Source organism: Actinoplanes sp. CA-030573, assembly GCF_050951115.1.
Classification (GTDB): domain Bacteria; phylum Actinomycetota; class Actinomycetes; order Mycobacteriales; family Micromonosporaceae; genus Actinoplanes.
The window spans coordinates 6,532,233-6,554,689 of the sequence record NZ_CP192038.1; the positions used below are offsets into that span (position 1 = coordinate 6,532,233).

The 22,457-nt window shown below is 71.5% G+C and carries 19 protein-coding genes and 1 pseudogene; 11 read left to right on the plus strand and 9 right to left on the minus strand.

What is annotated here, in order from left to right:
• Window positions 1-12: 12 nt before the first annotated feature.
• Window positions 13-279 carry a hypothetical protein gene (locus ACQP2F_RS30105; protein ID WP_433293232.1) on the plus strand — a complete coding sequence of 89 codons (267 nt, stop codon included), beginning with the start codon at window positions 13-15 and terminating at the stop codon, window positions 277-279.
• 1,532 nt (window positions 280-1,811) lie between these two features.
• Window positions 1,812-2,228, plus strand: a pseudogene (locus tag ACQP2F_RS30110) (peptidase M6 immune inhibitor A); the annotation flags it as partial.
• Window positions 2,229-2,735: 507 nt separating this feature from the next.
• Here ACQP2F_RS30110 and ACQP2F_RS30115 read toward each other — a convergent pair.
• Window positions 2,736-3,545, minus strand: coding sequence for a cyclase family protein (locus ACQP2F_RS30115; RefSeq protein ID WP_433293234.1), 810 nt, complete (start codon window positions 3,543-3,545; stop codon window positions 2,736-2,738).
• Between the two features lie 106 nt (window positions 3,546-3,651).
• Here ACQP2F_RS30115 and ACQP2F_RS30120 point away from each other — a divergent pair, with 106 nt between their 5' ends.
• Window positions 3,652-4,308, plus strand: a complete 657-nt coding sequence (locus ACQP2F_RS30120; RefSeq protein ID WP_433293236.1) for a MerR family transcriptional regulator — start codon at window positions 3,652-3,654, stop codon at window positions 4,306-4,308.
• On the plus strand, window positions 4,305-6,755 hold the full coding sequence (locus ACQP2F_RS30125; protein WP_433293238.1) for a VIT domain-containing protein: 2,451 nt from the start codon (window positions 4,305-4,307) through the stop codon (window positions 6,753-6,755). The genes ACQP2F_RS30120 and ACQP2F_RS30125 overlap by 4 nt, the downstream gene beginning before the upstream one ends.
• A 261-nt stretch (window positions 6,756-7,016) precedes the next feature.
• On the opposite strand, the gene ACQP2F_RS30130 is transcribed toward ACQP2F_RS30125, so the two are convergent.
• A complete protein-coding gene (locus ACQP2F_RS30130) occupies window positions 7,017-8,885 on the minus strand; it encodes an alpha/beta hydrolase (protein WP_433293240.1) in 1,869 nt (622 codons plus the stop codon).
• Between the two features lie 317 nt (window positions 8,886-9,202).
• Here ACQP2F_RS30130 and ACQP2F_RS30135 point away from each other — a divergent pair, with 317 nt between their 5' ends.
• Entirely contained in the window at window positions 9,203-10,351 is a 1,149-nt protein-coding gene (locus tag ACQP2F_RS30135; RefSeq protein WP_433293242.1) for a ricin-type beta-trefoil lectin domain protein, read from the plus strand.
• Between the two features lie 127 nt (window positions 10,352-10,478).
• Here the strand turns inward: ACQP2F_RS30135 and ACQP2F_RS30140 are convergent, their stop codons facing one another.
• Window positions 10,479-12,245, minus strand: coding sequence for an FAD-binding dehydrogenase (locus tag ACQP2F_RS30140; RefSeq protein WP_433293244.1), 1,767 nt, complete (start codon window positions 12,243-12,245; stop codon window positions 10,479-10,481).
• Between the two features lie 49 nt (window positions 12,246-12,294).
• Between ACQP2F_RS30140 and ACQP2F_RS30145 the strand changes: the two genes are divergently transcribed.
• Complete coding sequence (locus ACQP2F_RS30145) at window positions 12,295-12,891, plus strand: TetR/AcrR family transcriptional regulator (RefSeq protein WP_433293246.1); 597 nt, start codon at window positions 12,295-12,297, stop codon at window positions 12,889-12,891.
• 94 nt (window positions 12,892-12,985) lie between these two features.
• Here the strand turns inward: ACQP2F_RS30145 and ACQP2F_RS30150 are convergent, their stop codons facing one another.
• The 4 genes from ACQP2F_RS30150 to ACQP2F_RS30165 all read right to left on the minus strand — a co-directional run bounded on the left by ACQP2F_RS30150 (window position 12,986) and on the right by ACQP2F_RS30165 (window position 16,633).
• Window positions 12,986-13,201, minus strand: a complete 216-nt coding sequence (locus tag ACQP2F_RS30150) for a hypothetical protein (protein ID WP_433293248.1) — start codon at window positions 13,199-13,201, stop codon at window positions 12,986-12,988.
• Between the two features lie 8 nt (window positions 13,202-13,209).
• Window positions 13,210-13,341: a hypothetical protein gene (locus ACQP2F_RS30155; RefSeq protein WP_433293249.1), complete on the minus strand. Its 132-nt coding sequence runs from the start codon at window positions 13,339-13,341 to the stop codon at window positions 13,210-13,212.
• Between the two features lie 177 nt (window positions 13,342-13,518).
• A complete protein-coding gene (locus ACQP2F_RS30160; RefSeq protein WP_433293251.1) occupies window positions 13,519-15,702 on the minus strand; it encodes a ricin-type beta-trefoil lectin domain protein in 2,184 nt (727 codons plus the stop codon).
• Window positions 15,703-15,892: 190 nt separating this feature from the next.
• The gene (locus tag ACQP2F_RS30165) at window positions 15,893-16,633 is read right to left on the minus strand and encodes a hypothetical protein (protein WP_433293253.1); all 741 of its coding nucleotides are present in this window, start codon (window positions 16,631-16,633) and stop codon (window positions 15,893-15,895) included.
• 36 nt (window positions 16,634-16,669) lie between these two features.
• On the opposite strand from ACQP2F_RS30165, the gene ACQP2F_RS30170 reads away from it, so the two are divergent.
• Genes ACQP2F_RS30170 through ACQP2F_RS30180 form a run of 3 tightly spaced genes read left to right on the plus strand, consistent with a single transcriptional unit; the run spans window position 16,670 to window position 18,310 of the window.
• Window positions 16,670-17,041: a VOC family protein gene (locus ACQP2F_RS30170; protein WP_433293255.1), complete on the plus strand. Its 372-nt coding sequence runs from the start codon at window positions 16,670-16,672 to the stop codon at window positions 17,039-17,041.
• Window positions 17,042-17,073: 32 nt separating this feature from the next.
• The gene (locus ACQP2F_RS30175) at window positions 17,074-17,634 is read left to right on the plus strand and encodes a TetR/AcrR family transcriptional regulator (protein WP_433293257.1); all 561 of its coding nucleotides are present in this window, start codon (window positions 17,074-17,076) and stop codon (window positions 17,632-17,634) included.
• A 1-nt stretch (window position 17,635) separates the two neighbouring features.
• A complete protein-coding gene (locus tag ACQP2F_RS30180; protein WP_433293259.1) occupies window positions 17,636-18,310 on the plus strand; it encodes a lysophospholipid acyltransferase family protein in 675 nt (224 codons plus the stop codon).
• Here the strand turns inward: ACQP2F_RS30180 and ACQP2F_RS30185 are convergent.
• On the minus strand, window positions 18,307-19,281 hold the full coding sequence (locus tag ACQP2F_RS30185; protein ID WP_433293261.1) for a DUF4037 domain-containing protein: 975 nt from the start codon (window positions 19,279-19,281) through the stop codon (window positions 18,307-18,309). The two genes, ACQP2F_RS30180 and ACQP2F_RS30185, sit on opposite strands and share 4 nt — an antisense overlap.
• A 125-nt stretch (window positions 19,282-19,406) precedes the next feature.
• On the opposite strand from ACQP2F_RS30185, the gene ACQP2F_RS30190 reads away from it, so the two are divergent.
• Window positions 19,407-20,348: an SGNH/GDSL hydrolase family protein gene (locus tag ACQP2F_RS30190; RefSeq protein ID WP_433293263.1), complete on the plus strand. Its 942-nt coding sequence runs from the start codon at window positions 19,407-19,409 to the stop codon at window positions 20,346-20,348.
• Between the two features lie 5 nt (window positions 20,349-20,353).
• Here the strand turns inward: ACQP2F_RS30190 and ACQP2F_RS30195 are convergent, their stop codons facing one another.
• The gene (locus tag ACQP2F_RS30195; RefSeq protein WP_433293265.1) at window positions 20,354-20,884 is read right to left on the minus strand and encodes an EXLDI protein; all 531 of its coding nucleotides are present in this window, start codon (window positions 20,882-20,884) and stop codon (window positions 20,354-20,356) included.
• Between the two features lie 77 nt (window positions 20,885-20,961).
• Here ACQP2F_RS30195 and ACQP2F_RS30200 point away from each other — a divergent pair, with 77 nt between their 5' ends.
• Complete coding sequence (locus ACQP2F_RS30200; protein WP_433293267.1) at window positions 20,962-22,434, plus strand: hypothetical protein; 1,473 nt, start codon at window positions 20,962-20,964, stop codon at window positions 22,432-22,434.
• Window positions 22,435-22,457 lie beyond the last annotated feature (23 nt).

The window sequence follows — 22,457 nt, forward strand, 5'->3', positions numbered from 1 at the left end:
TACGCGGCCCGCATGCCGATCGGAGCTCAGCCGCCGGGGCGGCGCGGAACTGTCGGCGAGCCGTACAGCGCGCTGAATCTGCGGCTTGTGCTGGCAGCGTTCGGCTTCGTCGTGTGCACTCTGCTGTCCATCTGGCTGTTCCGCGCGGGATGGACGCTGCCGGGCTGGCTGCTGGCCGCCTGGGCAGCGGTTGCCGTGATCGACATGGTGATCGTGCAGCTGCGGCGGCGTGCCCGTCGCCGGGCCGAGGGAGACGGCCACCACTCGCTGTTCGAATAGCGCGTGTTGGCCTGCTGCCGGCCGGGCGGCAGGTAGCGTCCAGCTTCATGGATCGCGCCCGTTTTGCAGCTTTTGCGGCTATCACTCTGGTTGCGCAGCTCGCGTCGGCACCAGCCTTCGCGGCCGGGACAGGCCGCCCGGCAGCCGGCGACCGGGACGCGAGCCATCCGGGCACGGCGAGCCGTCCCAGCGCTGCGACCCAACCCGGCGCAGCGAGCCGTCCCAGCGCTGCAAGCCGTCCCAGCGCTGCAAGCCATCCGGGCACCGCGAGCTATCCGAGCACCGCGGCCTACACTGCTGCGCCGAGGTACCGGCATACCGGCTCGGACATTCGCGAACTCGACCGCACCCACTTCAGCCTCAACGGCAAGGCGCTGCCCGAGCACCCCCGCTACGAGCGACGGCCCGAGCCGCGGTCGGCTGCGGCCGGCACTCCGGCGATCGGCACCGAGCGGCAGTGGCTCGGGCTCGACGACACGACCGGGCGGTACTACGCGAAGAAGTACAAGCTACGGGCGATCGGCAAACACCTCGAGGTGTGGGTGGCCGACGACGTCTCGTTTCCGAAGACCGACTGCCGGAAGAACGCCGTCGACGTCACCGACGCGCAGATCGGCGACCTGATCCACGAGTTCGACGACACGATCTACCCGAAGGAGACCACCGCCTTCAGCACGCCACCGAACCGGGACGGCAGCAATGCGGCGATGAAGGGCGACTTCACCGGGGACGGCGACAAGACGGTCACCCTCGTCGACAACATCCGCGACGCCAATTACTTCACCTACCCCAAGGCGGTCACGTACGTCGCCGGGTTCTTCTCAGCCCAGCTCAACGAGCTCTTCGACCGCAACGTCATGACCATCGACGCGTACGACTGGAAGCATCGTCTCGGCGCCGAGCCGGCCGATGACCCCACCGATGACCTGTGCACGAGCCGGCCGGCGCATCCGCGCATGTACGAGGCCACGTTCGCGCACGAGTGGCAGCACCTGCTCGAGTACTACGCCGACCCGGACGAGGAGAGCTGGGTCAACGAGGGTCTGTCCGATTTCGCCCAGACATTGGTGGGGTACGTCGACGGTCGCGCGACAGTCAATGACCGGGGCAACGACAACCATTTGATTTGTTTCCAGGGCTGGGGCTCGGTCAAGACCAAGTACAACCCCAACCCGCGTGCGTGCGGCGGCCCGCAGAACTCGCTGAACCTGTGGGACGAGGGGGCGCCCACCGAGGTGCTCGCCGACTACGGCAACGCGTACCAGTTCATGCTGTACCTGCGCGATCGATTCGGCCCGAACGCGATCACCATGCTGCATCGGGACGGGCTGCGGCAGGGCCTGGCCGGTGTGCAGGCGGCGCTGCCGGCCGGAACGAACCTCTACGATGTCCTGCACGACTACCAGACCATGACACTCGTCGACAAGATCGTCGGCGAGGGCGGCGGCCGCATGATCGGCCTTCCGCTCGACCGGGTCACCGCGGCCGGCTTGCGCTCCATGATCAACCTGGACAACCCGTCCGATTACGACATGCCGGGAGCGGCGCCGAACGGTGCCGACTACGTGTCCCTGCCGACGCCGCTGAAGTCCGTCACGTTCGCGGGCGCGAAGACGTTGCCGCCGCTGCCGACCGGATGGACGGTCGCCGACAAGACGCTGTTCTCGGGCAACACCAACGATCTCGACAACGAAGCGGTCCTGCCGATCACCGTTCCGGCGGCGGCCAAGGCGACGCTGAAGCTCGAGACGTCCTACGACATCGAGGATTCCTACGACTTCGGCTACGTGACCGTTTCGACCGATGGCGGCCGGTCCTACACGGCGATCGCCGGCGATCGGACCATCGCGGGCCCGGCGGGACCTGCGCTGAGCGGGGCGAGCGGGGGCGTGGTCACGACCAGCTACAGCCTCAAGCCGTACGCGGGAAAGAAAGTCCTTCTGGGTTTGCGGTACGTGAGTGACAGCGCCGTCAACCGCGGGGGCTGGCGGATCGGCAAGATCAGTCTCGGCGATCTGGCGGTCAGCGACGGCAGCACGCTGACCGGATGGCGCTCGCCGACCATGATCGTGCCGACGGCGGTGCACGCCTGGCACGTCACGCTCATCGGCATCGACGGCAAGCGGGCGCGGATCGTGCCGGTGGGGAAGTTCGCCGAGCTCAAGGGTTATCCGAAGGTCGTCGCCATCGTCGCCTACGACGAGCCGACCGAGAAGGTGAGGCAGTATGCCCCCTATCGGCTCGTCGTCAACGGCGCGCTGCAGCCGGGCGGCGGCGAGCCGACAGCGCCGGCCAAGCCGGTCGGGCAACCGGGCCCGACGAAGCCACCCGGCCACTCCGGCGGCAGCAAGCCACCCGCCCAGCCACGCGCCAGCAAGCCACCTGCCCAGCCAGGCGCAAACCGTCGCCCGGGTGCGCGGCCTCGCCCCCCACTCGGGTTCATCGGGGAGGAGCGGTCAGCCGGGCGGCAGGATGCCGTAGATCAGCGCCGTGGAGCCCGCGCCGGCCTTGTTGATGTGGCCGCCGCAGAGCACGTAGGCGCCGGTCGGTGGGAGGTCGGCGAGGTTGGCGAGGATCTCCAAGCTGATCCGGTGCCGCTGGTAGACCAGCAGTGACACCGCATAGGTCGTGTCGGTGCCGACGTCGGGGCTGAACGTGTCGGTGCCGGTGCCGCCCCGATAGCCGAGACGGCCGGTGTCGACCAGCCACTGCACGGTGTCGAGGGCGAATCCGGGCTGGTGCATCGCGCCGTCCGCGTCGAAGTTGAAGTAGGCGTCCGTGCCCCACTTGGCGTCCCAGCCGGTCCAGATGATCACCATGGACTCGTCGGGGATGCGGCCGTGGCGCCGTTCCCACGCCTTGATGTCGGCGATCGTGACCTCGTAGTCGGCGTCGCGGGCGCACTGCCGGCGCACGTCGATCTTCACGGCGGGAAGGTAGAGGTCGTCGACGTCGAGGTCGTCGGCCAGCGGCTCCCCCGCGTTGAAGTGGCCGGGCGCTCCCCAGTGAGTGCCGGTGTGCTCGCCCTCGCGGACGAACTGGAGGTAATAGCCCTCCTTCTCGATGGTGGCGATGGTCTCGAGCTCGAACGGCGGGTCGCCGGGATAGACGTTGGTGGTGGCCGGGTCGTTGACATGGGACAGGCTGACCAGGCGCAGACGATGGAGTCTCGGCACCTCACGGCCGCCCGCTCGGGCCGCCTCACCGGTCATCATCGCCCCCGCCAGCCCGGCCGCAGCCGCGCCCATGATCTCGCGTCGTCGCATGCCATTGTGACTATCGGGTTGCCTGTAGTGACGTCAATGGCAATGCGCCATCAGAATTCATTGACACTGTCATTGTGACAGTGTCAGACTCGCAAGCGTGTGGACGATGGATGAGCTGATCGAGAGAGTGCGGGTGGCCCTGGCGGCCGAATACTCCGGCGCTCCCAACGGCCGTGTCCGCGATGTCCCCGATCGGCGCGCCATCCGGTGGTATACGACGATCGGCCTCGTCGACCGTCCGCTCGGCATGCGCGGGCGCACGGCGATCTACGGCCCGCGTCACCTGCAGCAGCTGGTGGCGATCAAGCGCTGGCAGGCTGAGGGCCGGAGTCTCGCGCAGATCCAAGCCGACTTCACCTGGCTGACCGCCGAGGGGCTGGCCGACGCCGCTCGGGTGCCCGGCCACCTGCTCGAGGAGGGCAACGGGGCGTCCGGCAGCGGGGCGCCCAAGCCGGACATCGCGTTCCGGCGCCGATTCTGGGCGGACGCTCCGACGGAGACCGCCATCGCGCCCGACATCGACGGGCCCGTGGAGGCAGCGGAGAGACTGCTCCCGGCCGGCGGTCCGGCATCGGAGCGGCCCGTTCCCGCCGCTCCCGGTGACACGCCGGCTGCGGTCCACGGAGTGGTGCTCGGCGACGGTGTCGTCCTGCTGCTCCCCTACCCCGTCTCCGACACCGACCGCGCCGAGATAGCCGCGGCCGCCGCGCCATTGATGACCATGCTCGAGTCCCGTGGCCTGATCGTTGGGAGAACGTCATGACCCTTTCCGTCACTCCGATGAGCCCGGGCGAGCTGGGTCGCATCCGCATCCTGCCCGACGCCGGCTTCGGCCGGCTGAGCACCGACCGTGGCAACCTCCCGCTCGACCGGCTCGACGTGCGGGCGCGCCTCAGCGGGCTGGTGGCCCACACGGTGGTGGTGACCGAGTTCGTCAACGCACACGACACCGCGCTCGAGGCGACGTACATCTTCCCGCTCCCCGATCGGGCCGCGGTCACCGGAATGAAGATGACCGCCGACGACCGCACGGTCGAGGCCGAGCTTCAGGAGCGCGGCGCGGCGCGGGAGGCGTACGACGAAGCGATCGCGGCCGGTAAGCGCGCGTCGATCGCCGAGGAGGAGAGGCCCGATGTGTTCACCATGCGGGTCGGCAACATCCTGCCCGGTGAGCGCGTGACGATCGAGCTCAGTCTGGTCGGTCCGCTGCCGTTCGAGGACGGTGCGGCGACGTTCCGGTTCCCGCTGGTCGTGGCGCCGCGGTACGTCCCGGGCACGCCGCTGCCCGGCCCCTACGTCGGTGACGGGCAGACTCCCGACACCGATGCGGTCCCGGACGCGTCACGCATCTCCCCACCCGTGCTGCTGCCGGGGTTCCCCAATCCACTGCGGCTGTCGATCGGCGTGGAGATCGACCCGGCCGGCCTGGCCCTCGGCGAGGTGCGGTCCAGCCTGCACACCGTCTCCGAACGTGAGGGTGTGCTCAGCATCGCGCCGGGCGAGCGTGCCGACCGCGACTTCGTGCTGCGCATCGGATACGCGGGTGGCGGCGAGACCGCCATCGCCGTGCCCGACGAGACCGGCGACCAGCCGGGCGGCGTCTATCAACTGGTTGTGCTGCCGCCGGACGACACCGCCGGGCCGCGCCCCAAGGATGTGGTCCTGCTGCTCGACCGTTCCGGCAGCATGGGCGGCTGGAAGATGGTGGCCGCCCGGCGGGCCGCCGCGCGCGTGGTCGACACCCTCACCTCCGCCGACCGTTTCGCCGTGCTCACGTTCGACCACCAGATCGATCGACCGGCCGACCTGGGCGAGGGGCTGTCCGAGGCGAGCGACCGCAACCGCTTCCGTGCCGTCGAGCACCTGTCCCGCGCCGACGCCCGGGGCGGCACCGAGCTGCTCGCGCCGCTCACCTCCGGGCTCGGCCTGCTGCGCGCCACCGAGGGCCGCGACCGGGTGCTGGTGCTAGTCACCGACGGACAGGTCGGCAACGAGGACCAGATCGTCCAGGACGTGACGCCGCTGATCGGCACCACCCGGATCCACACCATCGGCATCGACCGCGCGGTCAACGCCGGTTTCCTCGGCCGGCTCGCGGCGCTCGGCGGCGGCCGGGCCGAGCTGGTGGAGAGCGAGGACCGGCTGGACGAGGCGATGGAGCACATCCACCGCCGGATCGGCGCGCCGGTCATCACCGACCTGGCCGTGACCGGCGACGGCCTGCGGCTCATCGACGACGAGCGTGCCCCGGCGCGCCTGCCCGGCCTCTACCCGGGGGTTCCGCTCGTGGTCGCCGGGCGGTTCGCCGGCAAGCCGGGCGGCAGCATCACCGTCACCGGGCGGACCCGGGACGACCGGGAGTTCCGCACCACGATCGAGGTCCGGGAGCGCACCGAGCCGGCGATCAGGGCCCAGTGGGCGCGGGCGCGGCTGCGCGACCTCGAGGACGCGTATGCGGCCGGCGACCGCGGGCTGGAGGAGAGGATCGTCGCGACCTCGCTGCGGTACGGGGTGCTGTGCCGGTTCACCGCGTTCGTGGCGGTGGATAGCCGGGTGGTGAACGAGGGCGGCAAGACCAAGCGCGTCACGCAGCCGGTCGAGCTGCCGTCCGGGTGGGCGTCCGACGCGGATGCCTCGCCGATGCTGATGCGGATGAGCGCGGTGGCGCCGCTGCCTCCGCCCGCTGCCGGCGCGCCGATGACGCCGCCGGCTCCCGGCATGCCCGCGCCGGCCGGGCCGCCGCGGTTCGCTCCGGCGCGCGCCGACGCGAGCGGCATGCGCTCCCGGGCGGCACGGACCTTCGCGGCCGTTCCCGGAGCGATGCGGGCCGGCAAGGCCTTCGCGCCGGGCGGGGCGGCTCCGTCGCTCGACCAGGTGCGCGACATCGCCCGGATCGAAGCCGGGCGGCTGCGCGAGGCGGCCGATCGGCCCGCCTACGAGCGGCGGGACACGCTCGACGATCTGGCCAGCCGGCTCACGGTGCTGCTCGGGTCGCTGACGGGCGACGAGTACGCCCCGCTGCGTGATCTGGTCGCCGTGCTCAACGGTGACGGGTCGCTCGATGCGAAGTGGGCGTCGGCCCTCGAGACACTTGCCGCCTTCGGGGGCGATGGGCCGACCTCGAAATCGGGGGGCGGGTCGGACGCTTCCGGTGGGCCAGGTGCGGCAACTGAAGGACGGCCGTCGCGCAAGTCGTTCTGGAAACGCTGAAACGACGGATGCCCCGCTCTCCAAACGAAAGCGGGGCATCCGAGACAGCGCGGCGCGGGCACGGCAGCGCGGGCACGGCAGCGCGGGCACGGCAGCGCGAGCACGGCAGCGCGAGCACGGCAGCGCGAGCACGGCAGCGCGAGCACGGCAGCGCGAGCACGGCAGCGCGAGCACGGCAGCGCGAGCACGCCAGCACTGGCACGCCAGCACTGGCGCGGCAGCGCGGGCGCTAGGCCCGGGTGGGTGACCCGGGCCGAGCGGTCAGCGCACCGGCGGCAGCACCTTGGTGGCGCCCGGGGCGGGCAGGCCGTGGGCGGCGATCTGGGCGGCCGAGGCGGTGCCGAGGTCGAAGGCGTCGGCGGTCGTCTGGGACGGCTTGTCGTCGGTGGCGGGGAGCGGGGTTCGGAACGGCTGCTGGTCGCCCACGCAGGTGGTTCCGGGAGCTGGCAGCGAGCGGTAGAGGAGATAGCGGTTGGTTATGCCGGTGGCGCAGGACGACGTGCCGTAGGCGGTGTGGCCCCAGTTGTTGCTGGACAGCAGGCGGCTGTTGGGCAGCAGGTGCGACGACCGCACGGCGTCGGCGTAGTTGGTGGCGGGGTCCCAGAAGCTTCCTACGATCAGAACGGGGTGCTGGGTGTGCTTGGTGAACGGTCCGGTGTAGGCGTCCTCGTCACGCACCGTCCAGTGGTTCTGGGCGCACTGCACGCTGGCCCACGCCCAGGCGCGGCCGAAGTAGGTGGCGCGCTTGTCGGCTCGGGCGGCGGCCTTGGGCCACGACGCTCCGGTGGCGGGGTGGCGGCCGTCAGTGCACATCACGGCGGCGTACGCGTCGAAGCTGTTGTCGTAGGGGAAGGCGCGCCCCTCGGCCTGGCGTCGCATGCGGCCGACTCGGTTGGCGGCGGCGGTCAGCTTGGCTTTGGTCGGCACGTAGCCGGGCGTCGTCAGCTGGAAGAGCTCGGCCGCCAGCGCGGTGACCTCGGCACCGGCGTCGGGCTCGTAGAGGGCGCTCAGCACCATGCCGATGAACTGGGCGTACGTCACCGTCTCGCTGTCGACGGTGAGCGGCTTCTTCTTGAGGCGCTCGGCCAGCACCCGGAAGTTGCGCATCGGGCTCGCGCTGAACGCGCACTTCGTCTTTCCGGCGAGCCCGCAGCGGCGCAGGATCTCCGACAGCGCCTTCCACGCGCCGTCGGCAGAGCGCAGGCGGTCGTCCTGGATCTGGCTGCCGGTCTTCGTGGAGCCGACCCACGCCTGGGGGTTGATGACGCCGTCGACGGCGATCGCGCGGAAGCGGTCCGGGAACATGTTGGCGTAGTACTGGCCGAGCGCGGTGCCGTAGCTGAAGCCGAGATAGGTCAGCTTGCTGTCGCCGACGGCGCGGCGCATGACGTCCATGTCGCGGGCGACCTCGGCGGTCGACATGGCGCCGGCCAGCTCACGGCCGATCGTCGAGCAGGCGTGCGCCTCCTGGCCGGCGGCCTTGATGAAGGCCTTCTCCTGGGCGGCGCCGAGCGGGAAGCCGATCCCGAGCTCCCGCATCGTGGGCGACTGCCGGCCCATGTCGCCGAAGCAGTTGACCTGGTCGCTGAAGCCGATGCCGCGGGGGTCCATGCCGACGACGTCGAAGCGGTCGAGCAGGGCGTCGCTCATAAAGTACGGGGCGGCCAGCGCCATGGTCACGCCCGAGCCGCCGGGGCCGCCGGGGTTCACGAAGAGGCTGCCGATGCGGTGCTTCTGGTCGCGGGCCTTGACCCGGAGCAGGGCCAGGCCGACCTGCTTGCCGTGCGGGTTGTCGTAGTCGAGCGGCACCCGGGCGGTCGCACACTCGCCCCAGCTGTAGCAGGAGTACCACCGCAGTGTCGGGGTGGCGACCGCATCGACGCGGCGGCGCTCGGCGTCCGACGTGCGATCCCAGGCGCCCGGCCGGGAAGCGGGCGCCGTCGACGAAGTGCCAGCCGGCGAGAGAGCGGCGTCGAGCAGGCGAGCGTTGCCCGTCGAGAAGACGACGGCCGACCGGGGAACGCCGGCCGGCGATGTAGCGGCGGTCGCCGGTGGCGCGGCGACGATCATCGCTCCGGCCAGCGTGAGGCTCGCGGCGCCAGCCGCGAGCAGACGGGTGGTGAGCGGCATGAGTGACCTTCCTGGTGGACCGGCGCTCATGTCGCCCCGGATGTACAGAAAGGTAGGTTCGCGGTGGATCCGCTCGGTTTGCCGTCGCGGTGTATCTCCGTTGCCGGCCGGGCGGGAACGGACGGGAACGGGTTCACTGTCGGCTACCTGACGCGGGACGCATCGGCGCAGGTCATTGCGTCCGTTCTCGGCCCCGGCGGCCCGGAACGGCCGATCGGGCGGAAAGTCACATCTTCGGCGATCGGCGAGTCGCGCGGAGGCCGAGGTAGTTTGGGCCCTCGATCGTCTTGTGAGGGCTCGATGGCGGCGGGTGAATCGTGACGGACGAGGACCACGGCGAGGAGCGGGATCCCCTGCTCGTGCGGCCGTACCTTCGTGACTCCGACGCGTCCGGGGACGATCGTTCGACGCAGACCTGGCCCTCGGCCACCACGCGCGAGGTGCGGTCGCATCGGGCGCTCGAGGGTGCCGACGATCCGACCGCCGTGCTGTTGCTGCCCGGGGTGGCCAAGCGCAAGCCGGTGTGGGACGGCCGCCGCCGGCTGCTCGTGCTCATCGCCGCCTGCGCCGTCGTGCTGATCGGGTTGGGGGCCGCCGGGTTCGCGGCGCTGCGGTCGAACGCCAGGCCCGCCGGTCCGGCGGCGCTGCCGGATGCGCCGATTCCGGCTCTGTCCGGGCTGGTGCCGACGGCGACGTCAAGCGGTGCGGCGCCGGGAAGCGTGGGCCAGGCATCCGGCTCGCCGGGCGCGAAGGGAGCCGGCCGGAACGGGACCGGGGCGAACGGATCTGGCGTGGGCGGGACCGGGAGCGACGGGACCGGCTCCGGAGGGACGGGCCTGGGCGGGACCGGTAACGGCGGATCAGACAGCGACGGCACCGGCAGCGGTGCCACGGGCACGGGCACCAACAGCGGCGGTACGGGCACCGACAGCGGCGGTACGGGCACCAACACCGGCGGTGCGGGCACCAACACCGGCGGGACCAGCACCAACGGAGCAGGCAGCGGCGGCACCGGGTCGCCCACGGCCGCCTCACCGAGTGCGGTCGACAGCGGCGGGAACACCTCGCTACCCGCGGCGCTCGCGCCCAAGCCGGCCGACGACCGAATCGGGACCATCCGCGGGCAGAACGGGCTGTGTCTCGACCTCAACGGCGCGGTGGCGGTCGACTTCAACCACGTTCAGGTGTTCACCTGCAACGGGACCGTCGCTCAAAGCTGGACGCTCGCCACCGACGGGACGCTGCGGGTCATGGGGATGTGCGCGCTGGTCGCCGGGGACGGCACCGTGCACGTCACCGGTTGCGACGGGCGCACGACGGCGCAGTGGCGGGCCGACGGTCAGCTGCTGGTCAACGTGTCCGACGCACGATGCCTGACCGACCCGTCGTCGGGGGCGGCCTCCGGCACGGGAGTCACGGTCGCCACATGCAGCGGCCGCGCCGACCAGAGGTGGTCACTCCCGTGAGAAGCCGACCGGAGGTGGTCACTCCCGTGAGAAGCCGACCAGAGGTGGTCACTCCCCTGAGAAGCCGACCGGAGGCGGTCACTCCCGGGAGAAGCCGATCACCAACGGTCCCTCCCCCGGACAACGATCAAAGGGACTGCACCAGCGAACGACCCGCAGCACGCCCGCCGAAGAGGCAACCACCGAGGAAGGTGCCCTCGAGGGCGTTGTAGCCGTGCACTCCCCCGCCTCCGAAGCCGGCGACCTCGCCCGCGGCGTACAGGCCGGGAATCGGGGTGCCGTCGGCGGACAACGCACGGGACTCGAGGTCGGTCTGGATGCCGCCCAGCGATTTCCGGGTCAGGATGTGCAGCTTGACCGCGATCAGCGGGCCGGCGGCCGGGTCGAGGATGCGGTGCGGGGAGACGGTGCGACCCAGGCGGTCGCCGCGGTAGCGACGTGAGTTGTGGATTCCCTGGATCTGGGAGTCCTTCGAGAACGGGTTGGCGATCTGGCGATCCCGCGCCTCGATCTGGGCGCGGAGGCGCGCGGCGTCGAGCAACGCCGTGTCGGTCAGCTTGTTCATGCCGGCGACGAGCTCTTCCAGCCCGGACGCGACGACGAAGTCGGCGCCTTTCTGCTTGAACGCCTCGACCGGCGCCGGCGCGCCCTTGCCCAGGATCCGCGAACGGACGAACGCGCGGCGGTCCTTCGCCGTGATGTCCGGGTTCTGCTCGGAGCCGGAGAGCGCGAACTCCTTGCGGATGATCTTCTGGGTGAGAATGAACCAGGAGTGGTCGTACGCGGCGATGTCCGCCGTCGTGCGCAGGTGGCGCAGCGTGCTCAGGGTGTCGTAACCGGGCAGGCACGGGTCGGGCAGGCGGCGGCCGAGCGCGTCGAACCACATCGACGACGGCGCGGGCAGGATGCGGATGCCGTGCCCGGGCCAGATCGGGTCCCAGTTGCGGATGCCCTCGGTGTAGTGCCACATGCGGTCCCGGTTGACCAGGCGCGCGCCCGCCTCACCGGCGATGTCGAGCATGCGGCCGTCGACGTACTCGGGCACGCCGGTGACCATGCTGCCGGGCGGGGTGCCGAGGCGGTCCGGCCAATAACGCCGTACGAGCTCATGGTTGCCCCCGATGCCGCCGGTGGTGACGACGACGGCTTGGGCGGTGAGCTCGAAATCACCGGTCTCGTCGCGATTGGACGCCACACCACGGGCGGCGGCGTCGGGTGCGAGGAGCTTTCCGCGTACGCCCGAAACTGCTCCCGCCGAAACGATCAGCTCATCCACCCGGTGGCGGTGATGGAACGTGACCAGGCCCTCGGCGGCGGCGCGCTTGACCGACGCGACGAAGGGCGCGACCACCCCGGTGCCGGTCCCCCAGGTGACGTGGAAGCGCGGCACCGAGTTGCCATGACCGTCGGCACGCAGATCGCCGCGCTCGGCCCAGCCCACGGTCGGCAGCCAGCTCATCCCGAGGGAGGAGAGCCACGAGCGCTTCTCCCCCGCCGCGAACTCGACGTAGGCGCGGGCCCACCGCAGCGCCCAGTCGTCCTCGCCCGACAAGGACGCGCCCACCGAGGACGCGGCCGCTGAGGACGCGCCTCCTGACGACGCGCCGCCTGAGGACGCGCCCCCCGAGGACACACCCGCCGGAGAGAGGCGGTCGAACTGCGCGCTCCCCTGCCAGTCCGCCCAGGCGAGGTCGAACGAATCCCGCACGCCGAGGCGCCGCTGCTCGGGCGTGTCGACCAGGAACAGCCCGCCGAACGACCAGAACGCCTGCCCGCCGAGGTTGGCCGCGTTCTCCTGATCGACGAGCGCGACCCGCTTGCCGGCCGCGACGAGCTCATGGGTGGCGACCAGGCCCGCGAGGCCCGCACCGACGACGATGACGTCCGCATTCACGATTCAGGAATGTATCGGATACACGAATGTATTGGGTAGGGTTCGACGGGTGCGGGTCACGAAGCGACGGGCGGAGACGCGAGCGCGGCTGCTCGACGCGGCGTTCCGGGTGTTCGCGGCCAAGGGCTTCGGCGCGGCGCGCATCGACGACGTCTGCGAGGCGGCCGGCTTCACGCGCGGCGCGTTCTACTCCAACTTCGCGTCGCTCGACGAGCTCTTCTTCGCCCTCTACGACGAGCGCGCGGCGATCATCTCGAGCCAGGTGGCCGCCGCGCTCGCCACCGAGGAGGGCGCGCCGATCGAGCCCTCCATCCACGGGGTGATCTCGCGCACCGCGGCCACGCTCCTGCTCGACCGGGACTGGCTCCTGGTCAAAACCGACTTCCTCCTGTACGCCGCGCGGCACCCGGAGGTGGCGGTCTTGCTCGCGGCTCATCGGGCCGAGCTGCGGGCCGCGATCGAAGCGCGACTGGCCACGGCGCACGGCCGGCTGGCCCTGCCCCGGGGTGTCGCCGACGTGCCGGCGGCGGCCCGCGCGGTGGTCGCCGCCTACGACGGCGTCACGGTGCAGCTGCTGCTCGACGGCGACCTGACCGCCGCGCGCGCATGGTTGACACAACTGCTGACGGCGCTGCTGGTCCGCTGACGGCCGCGGCGCGCATCGGCCCATCGCTCTGCTCACACGGGCGCGCGCGAGGCGCCACGCCGCGCGTATCGGTAAGCAGAGCAAAGGGCGCCGGTCAGACGGTGATGTCGTCGGCCGTAGCGGCCAGCACGCCGCGGACCGCCTCCAGCACCTCGTCGTCGGCGCCGAGGCCGGCGAGCACGCCGATCAGATACGCGCCGACCAGGTCGTAGTGCTCGCGGGCGATGCCCAGGCCCGCGTGGGCGTTGCGCAGGTCGCGTCCCGAGTAGTCCTCGGGGCCGCCGAGCACCTGGCTCAGCAGGGCGACCATGTGGGTCTTCAGCTGTCCGATGTCGACGGCCGCAAGTACGGCGCCAGGCGGTCGTCGGCGAGGATCACGCGGTAGAGGCGGTCGACCGCCGAGGTCACCGCCGGCTCGCCACCCACCCGCTCGTAATAGGTCGTGTCCACTGTGGCCTCCCGCGCCACAAGGTAGCCCACCCGGCCGCCCCCAAGTGGTCCCGTCCGGCTGTCCGTTTCAGCGCTGGGCGCAGGTGGCGAAGGGTCGGCGCCGTAGGCCGGCCGAGGGGATCGCCGCCGGCGGAAAGGGCGCCCGCCCGGACGAGCCGGGCGGGCGCTCGGTCCCGGTCAGGGTCCGCTGACGATGCTGGTGACTTGGTGGCCGCTGTTGACGGCGGCGCCGGTGTTGTTGATGACGTGGCTGATCGTTCCGGTGCCGCCCAGTGACACGGTGACCATGTCGTGGAACTTGACTCCGGAGACGGCCGGTACCTCGAAGGCGTGGGCGTTGACCACGGCCGGGTTGACGTTGAAGTAGCAGTAGCTGCCCAGGCCCCACGCCTCGTGGGTGGTGACCGAGGCGCCGACCTTGTACGCGGCCCAGCCCTGGGTCGAGCCGTTCATGTAGGCGGCCTGGTTCGGCGGGTCGTAGGGCATCTCGTTCTGGTAGAAGTACGTCCGGCCGCCGTTGCCGTTCCAGATCGTCTGGTATTGCTGGTAGTGCTCGACGAACAGGCCGTAGAAGGTGACGTTCTGGCCGTTGACGATCAGGCCGTTGCGGGCGGTGTTGGTGGTCCAGCCGACGGTGCCGCCGTTGCCGTGGTCGGCCCGCCAGATCCAGGCGTGGTCGCCGATCACGTTGTTGCTGTTGATCTCGACGCTGACCGTGGCCTTGCCCGCGATCGCGCCGCCGATGCGCACGAACACGTCGGACAGCACGGTCGGGTTGGCCGCGTGTGAGGCGCTCGAGCCGGCCGGGCCGACCTGCAGCAGCGTGTTCGAGTTGGTGGTGCCGGCGTCGAGCAGCACGCCGGCGAGCCGGACGCCGTCGACGTCGGCGATGTGGATGGCGTCGACGCCGCCGTCGGGTACGAAGGTGGCCAGGCCCAGGCCGAGGATCACGGTGTTCGCCCGGGTCACGTTCAGCGTCTGGTTCAGGTGGTAGACGCCCGGCGTGACCAGCAGGTTCTTGCCCGCCGCCAGCGCCGCGTTGATGGTCGTCGCGGTGTCACCGGACTTGACCACGTAGAAACTGCTGATCGGCAGCGACGTCCCGGCCGGCGAACCGGAAGACCAAGTGGTGCCGCTCGCGTTCGACCGCAACGCCGGCACGAATACCTGGTACGCGCCGGTGCCGTCCACGTACAGATACGGCTTCTCGGCGATGACCGGCGCGGACGCGACCGTGGTGAACGGCGGCGACGGGAAGCTCTGCGCCGGCGCGCCCGGGCTGCCGACGAACACCTGGTTCCAGTTCGAGCCGGTCCAGCTGCCCATCTGCGAATTGCGGGTCAGGAACTGCTGCTGCGACCCGGACTGGATCTGACCGTCGATCTTCGAGTCGGCGATGAAACCACCCGAGGACCAGCCGCCGTCGGAGAGCGCCAAGTTCCCGCGAACATGCATCCGCCGGTACGGCGCGGCCTGCGACACCGCCCACCGATCAAGACCATCCGCCGGTACGACGTTGAGCCCCTCGGCCGAACGCCAGAAGTTCTGCGTCGCGTTCTGCGACCCGTCCGGCCACCAGTCCGCCTCGACGTGCACATGCCCGTTGATAGTGACCTGATCCGGGGTGAGACCGAGCCCGGCCACCTGCGTGAAGAAACCGACGTTCGCGTCCACGTTGTACGAACCCGGCTTGAACAACAGCGCATACCGCGCGTTACCGAACTGGTTACTGACCTGCGAATTGAAGACGCTGTTCAACTTGCTCTGAATCGTCGACGCCGACATCGACGGATCGAACACCGAGACGTTCGGCCCGAGGTCCGGGTTGTTCGGGTTGCTGGGCACCGTCGTGGGCGGCGTGGTCGGCGGCGTCGTCGTTCCTCCCGAGAAGGTCCATTTCTGGTTGGCGCTGCCGGCGCAGTCCCAGATCTGCAGCTTGGCGCCGTCGGCGGTGTTGTTGTCCTTGACGTCCAGGCACTTACCGGCCGCGTTGTTGACCAGGGCGCCGGCCGCGGAGAGCGTCCATTTCTGGGTCGCCACCGTGTCGTAGCAGTCCCAGAGGTGCACGACCGCGCCGTTGGCCGTGGAGTTGTTGGCGATGTCGAGGCACTTGCCGCGGCCCTGCACCGAGCCGTTGTCGGCCAGGGTCCACAGCTGGTTCTGGTTGCCCGAGGTGCAGGACCACAGCTGCGGCTGGTTCCCGTTCGCCGTCGAGCCGTTGGTGACGTCGAGACACTTGCCGTTCAGCGACGACACCAGCGTGCCCGACGAGGCCGCGAACGCCGTGGTGATGCCCACGACGCCGAGCGCGCCGACCACCACCGCCATCGCGACGCCGGCCAGGAGCTTCCTTCTAGACATGATTCTCCGGATGGGGATGTGGGGAAAACCGGAAAGTGGGTTTACAGTTCCCATCCCGCGGCGGCCGGGTCAACCCGATATCGACCGACTTAAGATTCCCTTAACGGTTCCGGAACAAGAGAGCGCTCTCTCACTCGGGATCGGTCCCGTAACCGGTTCCACACCAATCAAAACCCCCATTTGGTACGGCTCAGAGCGCCCCGACGACGTCAGCCGGCCGCAGTCCACGCCGCAAGGAGTCGGCGATGTCGTCCCGGGCACGCAAGGCCGCCCGCCACCCCACCACCCGCACCGCGACCACATCGCCGCCGAGGGTGGCTCCGCCGCGGGTAACCGCGCCGCCGGGGATGGGCGGGCCGCCGGGGATGGGCGGGCCGCCGGGGATGGGCAGGCCGCCGAGGTTCGCCGCGCCGGGAATGGCCGCGCCGCCGAAGGTGGCCGCGCCGGAGATGGGCGGGCCGCCGAAGGTGGCCGCACCCGGGATGGCCGCGCCGCCCGAGGTGGCCGCGTCGCCCGGCGCGATTCGCACCGCCTGGACGGTCCACGGCCGGCGGAACAGGACCCGCGCCACGAGCGAGACGACCAGCAGCACCAGCACGATCACCAGGTCGAGCACGACCAGCAGCAGCGGCAGCAGCACCCACCAGAACAGCGCCCCCGCGATCACGAACGCGATGAGGATGAACACGATCGCCGCGATCTCGTCGCCGAGGCTCCAGTCATGCCCACCGCCGCCGCCCCCACCCCCACCGCCGCCGCGCGTGCCCGCGTCGGCGACCTCGAAGGCGCCGTCGACGACGTCGCCCGAGCGCCCGGTGCGCTTCGACCGCCAGCCGCCGAACCGCCGGGCCAGAGCCCGCCACCGCGGCGCCCACTGCACCCGGACCTGCCAGCGGCTGCCGTCCGGCTCGGTCACGTCGACGGTTCGCACAGCGACAAAGTAGCGGCCGAGCGCAATCCTGTGACCATGCCCATCGGCCGACTTCACCACGTGATCCTCGACTGCCCGGATCCGTCCGCGCTGGCCGCGTTCTACGGCCGGCTGCTCGGCACGCCGGTCACCTACGACGACGGGGACTTCGCCGTGGTATCCCTCGACGACCGCACCTCGGGCCTGGCCTTCCAGCGCTCGCCCGACCAGCGCCCGGCCACCTGGCCCGATCCCACCGTCCCGCAGCAGATCCACCTCGACGTCATGGTCGACGACCTGGACGCGGCGCACGCCGGGGTGCTGGCGCTGGGCGCGACCGCGCTCGGCGGCGAGCATGTCTACGCCGATCCGGCCGGTCACCCGTTCTGCCTGATCCCGAAGCCGCACTGGGCGCCACCGGTGGGGTAGACAGTGTCTACGAAGCTTGGTAGACACTGTCTATGCCATCGGGGGATGTCGAACAACGCCTGATCACGGCCGGCGTCGAGCTGCTCGCCGAGGCGGGCACCGACGCGCTGTCCCTGCGGGAGATCGCGCGGCGGGCCGGCGTCTCGCACGGGGCGCCGCGGCGCTACTTCCCCACTCACCAGGCGCTGCTGGCCGCGATCGCCCGCCAGGGATACCGGCGGCTGGCGACGGTGATCGAGGAGACGATCGGCGACCACGCGCACGAGCCGCGCACGGCGTTGATGATGCTGGGCCGGCGGTACGTGGCGTTCGCGCGCGACGAGCCGGGCATGTTCGCGCTGATGTTCCGGCACGACCTGCTCCGGGGCAACAACATCGGGCTCCGGCAGGAGAGCACGCCGCTGTTCGGCGTCCTGGTGGACCTGCTGCGCCAGGCACACCGAGCGAGGCCGACCGAGACGGCCGCCGCGCTGTGGGCCGCCCTGCACGGCATCGCCCAGCTCTGGCACTGGGGAACGCTGCAGGTCGTGACCGGTTTCGACACGCCCGAGCCGCTGCTCGAGGCGGCCGTCGACGCGCACCTGGGAGCCTGACATGCTGCTCTCCGCGACGCTGCGGACGTTCCTGCTGCCGATCTCCCGGGTGGCCTTCCGCCCCGAGGTGCACGGCGCCGCGAACGTGCCCCGCACGGGACCGGTCATCCTGGCCGCCAACCACCTCTCGTTCGTCGACAGCTTCCTGATCCCGCTGATGACCCCGCGCCGGGTGTCGTTCCTGGCCAAGCAGGAGTACTTCGAGGGCGGCGGCGTGCGGCGGTGGGCGACCCGCGAGCTGCTGACCGGCATCGACGCGATCCCGGTGCCGCGCGGCGGGTACCGGGCGGCGCAGGAGGCGCTCGAGGTCGCGCTGAACGTGCTCGGGAAGGGCGGCGCGTTCGGCATCCACCCCGAGGGCAGCCGGTCGCGGGACGGCCGGCTCTACCGCGGGCGGACCGGCGTCGCCTGGCTCGCGATCGCCTCGGGCGCGCCGGTCGTGCCGGTCGCGCTCAGCGGCACCGAACGCATCCAGCCGGTGGGCGCGCCCTTCCCCCGGCCCGGCAAGGTCATCGTCCGGTTCGGCACACCGATGACTTTCGAGAGGCAGGAGAAGCGGGGCGGCACGGGACCGGCCCGTCGGGAGGCCACCGACAAGATCATGGCAGCGATCGCCGCGCTTTCCGGCCAGGAGGTCGCCGACGAGTACAACGAGCTGTCCAGCGGCGCGATCTAGAGACCGAGCAGGGCGGAGGCGGCCCGGCATCGGGCGACATCTCCGAGGATGTCGGTGTTGTCGACCACCTGATCGATCGTGCCGGGGATCTTGGGGATAGCCAAGCGGGTGCCGAGCCGGTCGAGCAACGCGCGCAGATCGGGATCGGTGATGGCGGCGGTGAGCGCGCAGGTCCAGCGATCAGCGCCCACGACCCGGATGTCGCGCGTGTAGAACTGCCGCGGCGAGGGATCCAGCGCCTCGCCCAGGCCCAGATCGTTGGTCGCGGACCCGAGCAGCGAGGCCGCGGCGACCAGCGCCTCCTCCCGCGAGCGCCACGACGTCGCGCTCAGCGCCGACGACAACAGCGGCGAGAGGCGACCGGCGACCTTCAGCTCGCCGAACGCGCGGCCGAGCCATTTCCCGTACGGGGCCCAGCACCGCTCCACCAGAAAGGCGATCCGGATCAGCTCCCGCACCAGGCGCGCCGCCAGCACCCGCGATCCGAGATCGTCGCCGGTCGACCCGGTGCGCGCCACGAACGACTCTTCCTGGCCGACCTTCCGCCACGCGGCGGCCAACGCGTACCGCCAGATGTCGTCCGGATAGAAGGAGATCGCCGCCCGCCGCGCCCCCAGCTCCCCGGACGGGTCGTGGAAGACCGCCCCGCGCGTCAGGCTCGCGAAGATCTGCGTCGGCGTGAGCAGCCAGTCCGCGACCGAGACCCCCTCGGCCGGATCGAAGCCGAGCCACCCGGAGAAGAACTCGCCCACCGTGTCGTGGTCCGGGTAGAAGACCTGCACCCGGGGCCCGAAGTCGTGGTCGGGCGACACCTCGTCGTCGTAACCCAGGATCTCCGACCCCGGACCGAGCAGCGCCGCCGCGTGCGGAACCCCGGCCAGCCCGGGCGCCACCTCCGCCAGGTAGTGCCGCCGGGAGATCTCGATGCCGTTCACCCCGCAGGAGTACCAGTCCGCGCGATGGCCGCGCATCCGAATATCGCCGGCCGCACCAACAGTGCGTCTTTGGTAGCGAACCCGGGTGAACCGTCAGAACCCTCACCACTGTGACCGATCCGACAGGCCGACACCCGTTACGACCGCACAAGGCAGAGGTCATGAAGAGCTCCTCGCGTACGTTCCTCCGGCGCCTCGCCGCGGCCGTTGCGGTGCCCGCCGTCCTGCTCGGCGGTCTCGTCGGCGCGTCCCCGGCCGAGGCCCGCCCGGCCGACGACGGCTCGCCGGTCCGGATCATGCCGCTCGGCGACTCGATCACCTGGGGTGTGGGCTCGGCCGCGACCAACTCCTACCGCACCGACCTCTACTGGCGGCTGGCCGGCGCCGGCATCCCGGTCGACTTCGTCGGGTCGATGCGCTCGGGCCAGTCCCCCGACCCCGACAACGAGGGCCACAAGGGCTGGACGATCGCGCAGATCGCCGAGCACGTCGACGACTGGATGGCCACCTACCGGCCGGACGTGGTGCTGCTGCACATCGGGACCAACGACATGGTGCGTGGGGTCGCCGACGCGCCGCTGCAGCTGGACGCGCTGCTCGACCGGATCGCCGCCGACCGCCCCGGCGTCCAGGTGTTCGTCGCCAAGATCGTCGGGCTCGCGGACTACCTGGACGTGGCGACCCAGCAGCAGCGGACGGCGGCCTACAACGCGTCGATCGGCGCGATCGTCGAGGGTAAGGGCCCGGACTTCCACCTGGTCGACCAGAGCGACGTGCACGGCATCGACATGTGGAACCGCGAGCACCCCAACGACTACGGCTACCGCAAGATGGCCTGGAACTGGTACCGCGCGCTGCGACCGGTGCTGGGCGAGGGCCGGGCATGGCCCGGTTCCGAGGATCCCTACCTCGCTCGTTACGGCACCCGCTGCATCCAGCGTTCGACCCTCGGCGCGGCGGTGCAGGGCTGCCACACCTGGGTCCGCACGACCGCGTCGGCGTGGCGCCTCCCGGTGCGGTCCAAGCGGCTCTACCGAGTCAAGATCAAAGGCAGGACCGTCATGCGCGTACGGGTGACGACGCGCTTCATCACCGCAAGCTGACGGCACTAGATGTCGAGATCCTCGATCGCGGGCTCGGCGAGGCTCGCCTCGATCAGGTCGTAGAGCTCGGCCGGGATGTGCGCGCGCAGGTCCTCGGCGGTGTCGTAGACCTCGAGCGTGCGCTCGCCGCTGTTGCTGCCCCAGGTCTGGTTCGGGCTGAACGCGTTGAGCAGCGTCCGCCAGCCGCCGCCCTCGCCCGGGTTCTCGCCGGCCCGCCACACGTGGTCGGGCGAGCGCTCGAGGTGCACCACGAACTTGCCCTTCTGGCTGCGGAACACCTTGTAGCTCTCGACCGTCGTGGCCGTCGACCGGCCCCACTCGCCGAGCGGGACCGCGATGAACCGGACCTTGCGCCCGGGACCGGGCCCGACCCGGACGGTGATCTCGTCGTACCCCTCGCGCCGGCCCTCCTCGGCCTCGACGTAGCGCTTGAGTGCCGCCGTGATGGTCGCCGACAGGTTCCCGCCGGAGAGCTCCTGCGCCCGGGCGAACAGCGCCAGGTCCTCCTCGGACACGTAGATGGTCTTGTTCGGCATACGTACACCGTACATATACCGGCCGGAGCTCACCGATTCCGCCACCCCGCGCCGACGTCCTCGCCGACGATAGGGGCATGGGTCGGCTGCTGCGGGTCGAGGGGCTGGTGCCGGTCGCCGGGGTGGTGGCGTTCCTGCTGCTCTTCGGGCTGCTCGGCGGTCCCGGCGACCCGTCGCCGGTCGCGCCCTGGGTGGGGGCCGGCGTGCTGCTCGCGCCGGCGCTGATGGCTTATGCGCACCGCGGCGCCGCGGCCTGGGGCGGGGTGCTCGCCGCGGTGGTCTGGATGTCGCTCGCCCACACCGCGGCCGCGGCCCTCGTCGCCTGGGGGTACGCGCTGGTCGCCATCGCGCTCACCCGCCGCGACCGCTCCCCGGTCACCGCGCCGGTCCCCCGGCGCCGTCCCCCGGCGCCGGCGCGGGCCACCGGCGCCCGCTCCCCCGGACAGCGCGGCGAACCGGTGGGCCTTCCGCACGTGGCCGTGCCGGCCGAGGTGGGCGGATTCGCGCTGCTGATCCTGGCGATGGGCGGGCTGGTCGCGGTGCTCACGCGCCAAGCCGGCCCGGCCTGGCTCACCGGCGTGATCGGCGGCTTCGGGCTCGGGTGCGCGCTGCTGGCCCGGGTGGTCGCGCACCGCGCCGAGCTGGCCCGGCTGTTCGGCACGGCCCAGCCGATGCACGCGGTCCGGGTCGTCGAGCAGACCGGGTACGTCCACGTGCTGATGCCGGATCCGGGCGGGCTGGTCGCCAAGGAGTTCGCCTTCGACGTGGCCGACGCCGGCACCGGCGACGAGGACGAGCCACGGACCCGGCCCGGCACGCTCTACGGCGAGCCGCGGCGCGGCGCGTGGTGCACGGTCGAGGTCGAAGGCCGGCTGCACGTGCCGGTCGGCCCGGTCGGCGACGTGATCGAGGTCGCCTACGACGTGGTGCAGGGCCTGCCCCGGGAGATCGAGGACGACGAGGAGCAGCTGGTCGACCCGGCCGCGCTGCTGCCCGCCGACCGCGGGGCGGACGCCTTCGAGTGCCGCGAGCACCGGATCGCGCCGCAGCGCGCGTGGGCGGCGACGGCGTCGATCGGCTTCGGCGGCGCGCTGGCGGCCGGCGAGCTGGCCCGGCTGGCCGGCGTCGGCCCGGTGGTGCTGGGGGTGGTGGCGGCGGTCGCCGGGGCGGCCGGCTTCGAGTTCGGCTGGCGCACCCAGCTGCGGCCGCGGTTGCGCTGGCATGCCGGCGGCGTGGCGGCGATCGGCTTCCGTGGCCCGGACCGCCAGCCGTGGGCGACCGACAGCGCCGTGGTCCACGACGACGCCGGAACCGTGCTGCTCACCGCGGGCGAGTCGGTCCTGACCGTGCCGGTGCCGCCGCCGTGGCCGTCGCCCGGCAGTCAGCGCAGCGCCGACCAGCTGGTGGCGGCCTTGCGGGACGCGCGCAGCCAGTCGTTCGCGATCAGCCCGCTGCCCCCGCCGCCGTCGATCGAGGTGCCGCCCCGCCCGCTCACGCTCTACGCCGCGTGGCTGGCCGCGGTCGTCCTCACCGTGCTGATCCTGGCCTGAGCCGATCTTCGGCTCGTCGGAAT

What these genes read in the sequence shown, in the direction of transcription:
- ACQP2F_RS30105 (WP_433293232.1), top strand. Translation starts at nt 13, where the DNA reads ATGCCGATCGGAGCTCAGCCGCCGGGGCGGCGCGGAACTGTCGGCGAG.
- ACQP2F_RS30115 (WP_433293234.1), bottom strand. Translation starts at nt 3,545, where the DNA reads ATGCGACGACGCGAGATCATGGGCGCGGCTGCGGCCGGGCTGGCGGGG.
- ACQP2F_RS30120 (WP_433293236.1), top strand. Translation starts at nt 3,652, where the DNA reads ATGGATGAGCTGATCGAGAGAGTGCGGGTGGCCCTGGCGGCCGAATAC.
- ACQP2F_RS30125 (WP_433293238.1), top strand. Translation starts at nt 4,305, where the DNA reads ATGACCCTTTCCGTCACTCCGATGAGCCCGGGCGAGCTGGGTCGCATC.
- ACQP2F_RS30130 (WP_433293240.1), bottom strand. Translation starts at nt 8,885, where the DNA reads ATGCCGCTCACCACCCGTCTGCTCGCGGCTGGCGCCGCGAGCCTCACG.
- ACQP2F_RS30150 (WP_433293248.1), bottom strand. Translation starts at nt 13,201, where the DNA reads ATGGTCGCCCTGCTGAGCCAGGTGCTCGGCGGCCCCGAGGACTACTCG.
- ACQP2F_RS30160 (WP_433293251.1), bottom strand. Translation starts at nt 15,702, where the DNA reads ATGTCTAGAAGGAAGCTCCTGGCCGGCGTCGCGATGGCGGTGGTGGTC.
- ACQP2F_RS30170 (WP_433293255.1), top strand. Translation starts at nt 16,670, where the DNA reads ATGCCCATCGGCCGACTTCACCACGTGATCCTCGACTGCCCGGATCCG.
- ACQP2F_RS30175 (WP_433293257.1), top strand. Translation starts at nt 17,074, where the DNA reads ATGCCATCGGGGGATGTCGAACAACGCCTGATCACGGCCGGCGTCGAG.
- ACQP2F_RS30180 (WP_433293259.1), top strand. Translation starts at nt 17,636, where the DNA reads ATGCTGCTCTCCGCGACGCTGCGGACGTTCCTGCTGCCGATCTCCCGG.
- ACQP2F_RS30185 (WP_433293261.1), bottom strand. Translation starts at nt 19,281, where the DNA reads ATGCGCGGCCATCGCGCGGACTGGTACTCCTGCGGGGTGAACGGCATC.
- ACQP2F_RS30190 (WP_433293263.1), top strand. Translation starts at nt 19,407, where the DNA reads ATGAAGAGCTCCTCGCGTACGTTCCTCCGGCGCCTCGCCGCGGCCGTT.
- ACQP2F_RS30195 (WP_433293265.1), bottom strand. Translation starts at nt 20,884, where the DNA reads ATGCCGAACAAGACCATCTACGTGTCCGAGGAGGACCTGGCGCTGTTC.
- ACQP2F_RS30200 (WP_433293267.1), top strand. Translation starts at nt 20,962, where the DNA reads ATGGGTCGGCTGCTGCGGGTCGAGGGGCTGGTGCCGGTCGCCGGGGTG.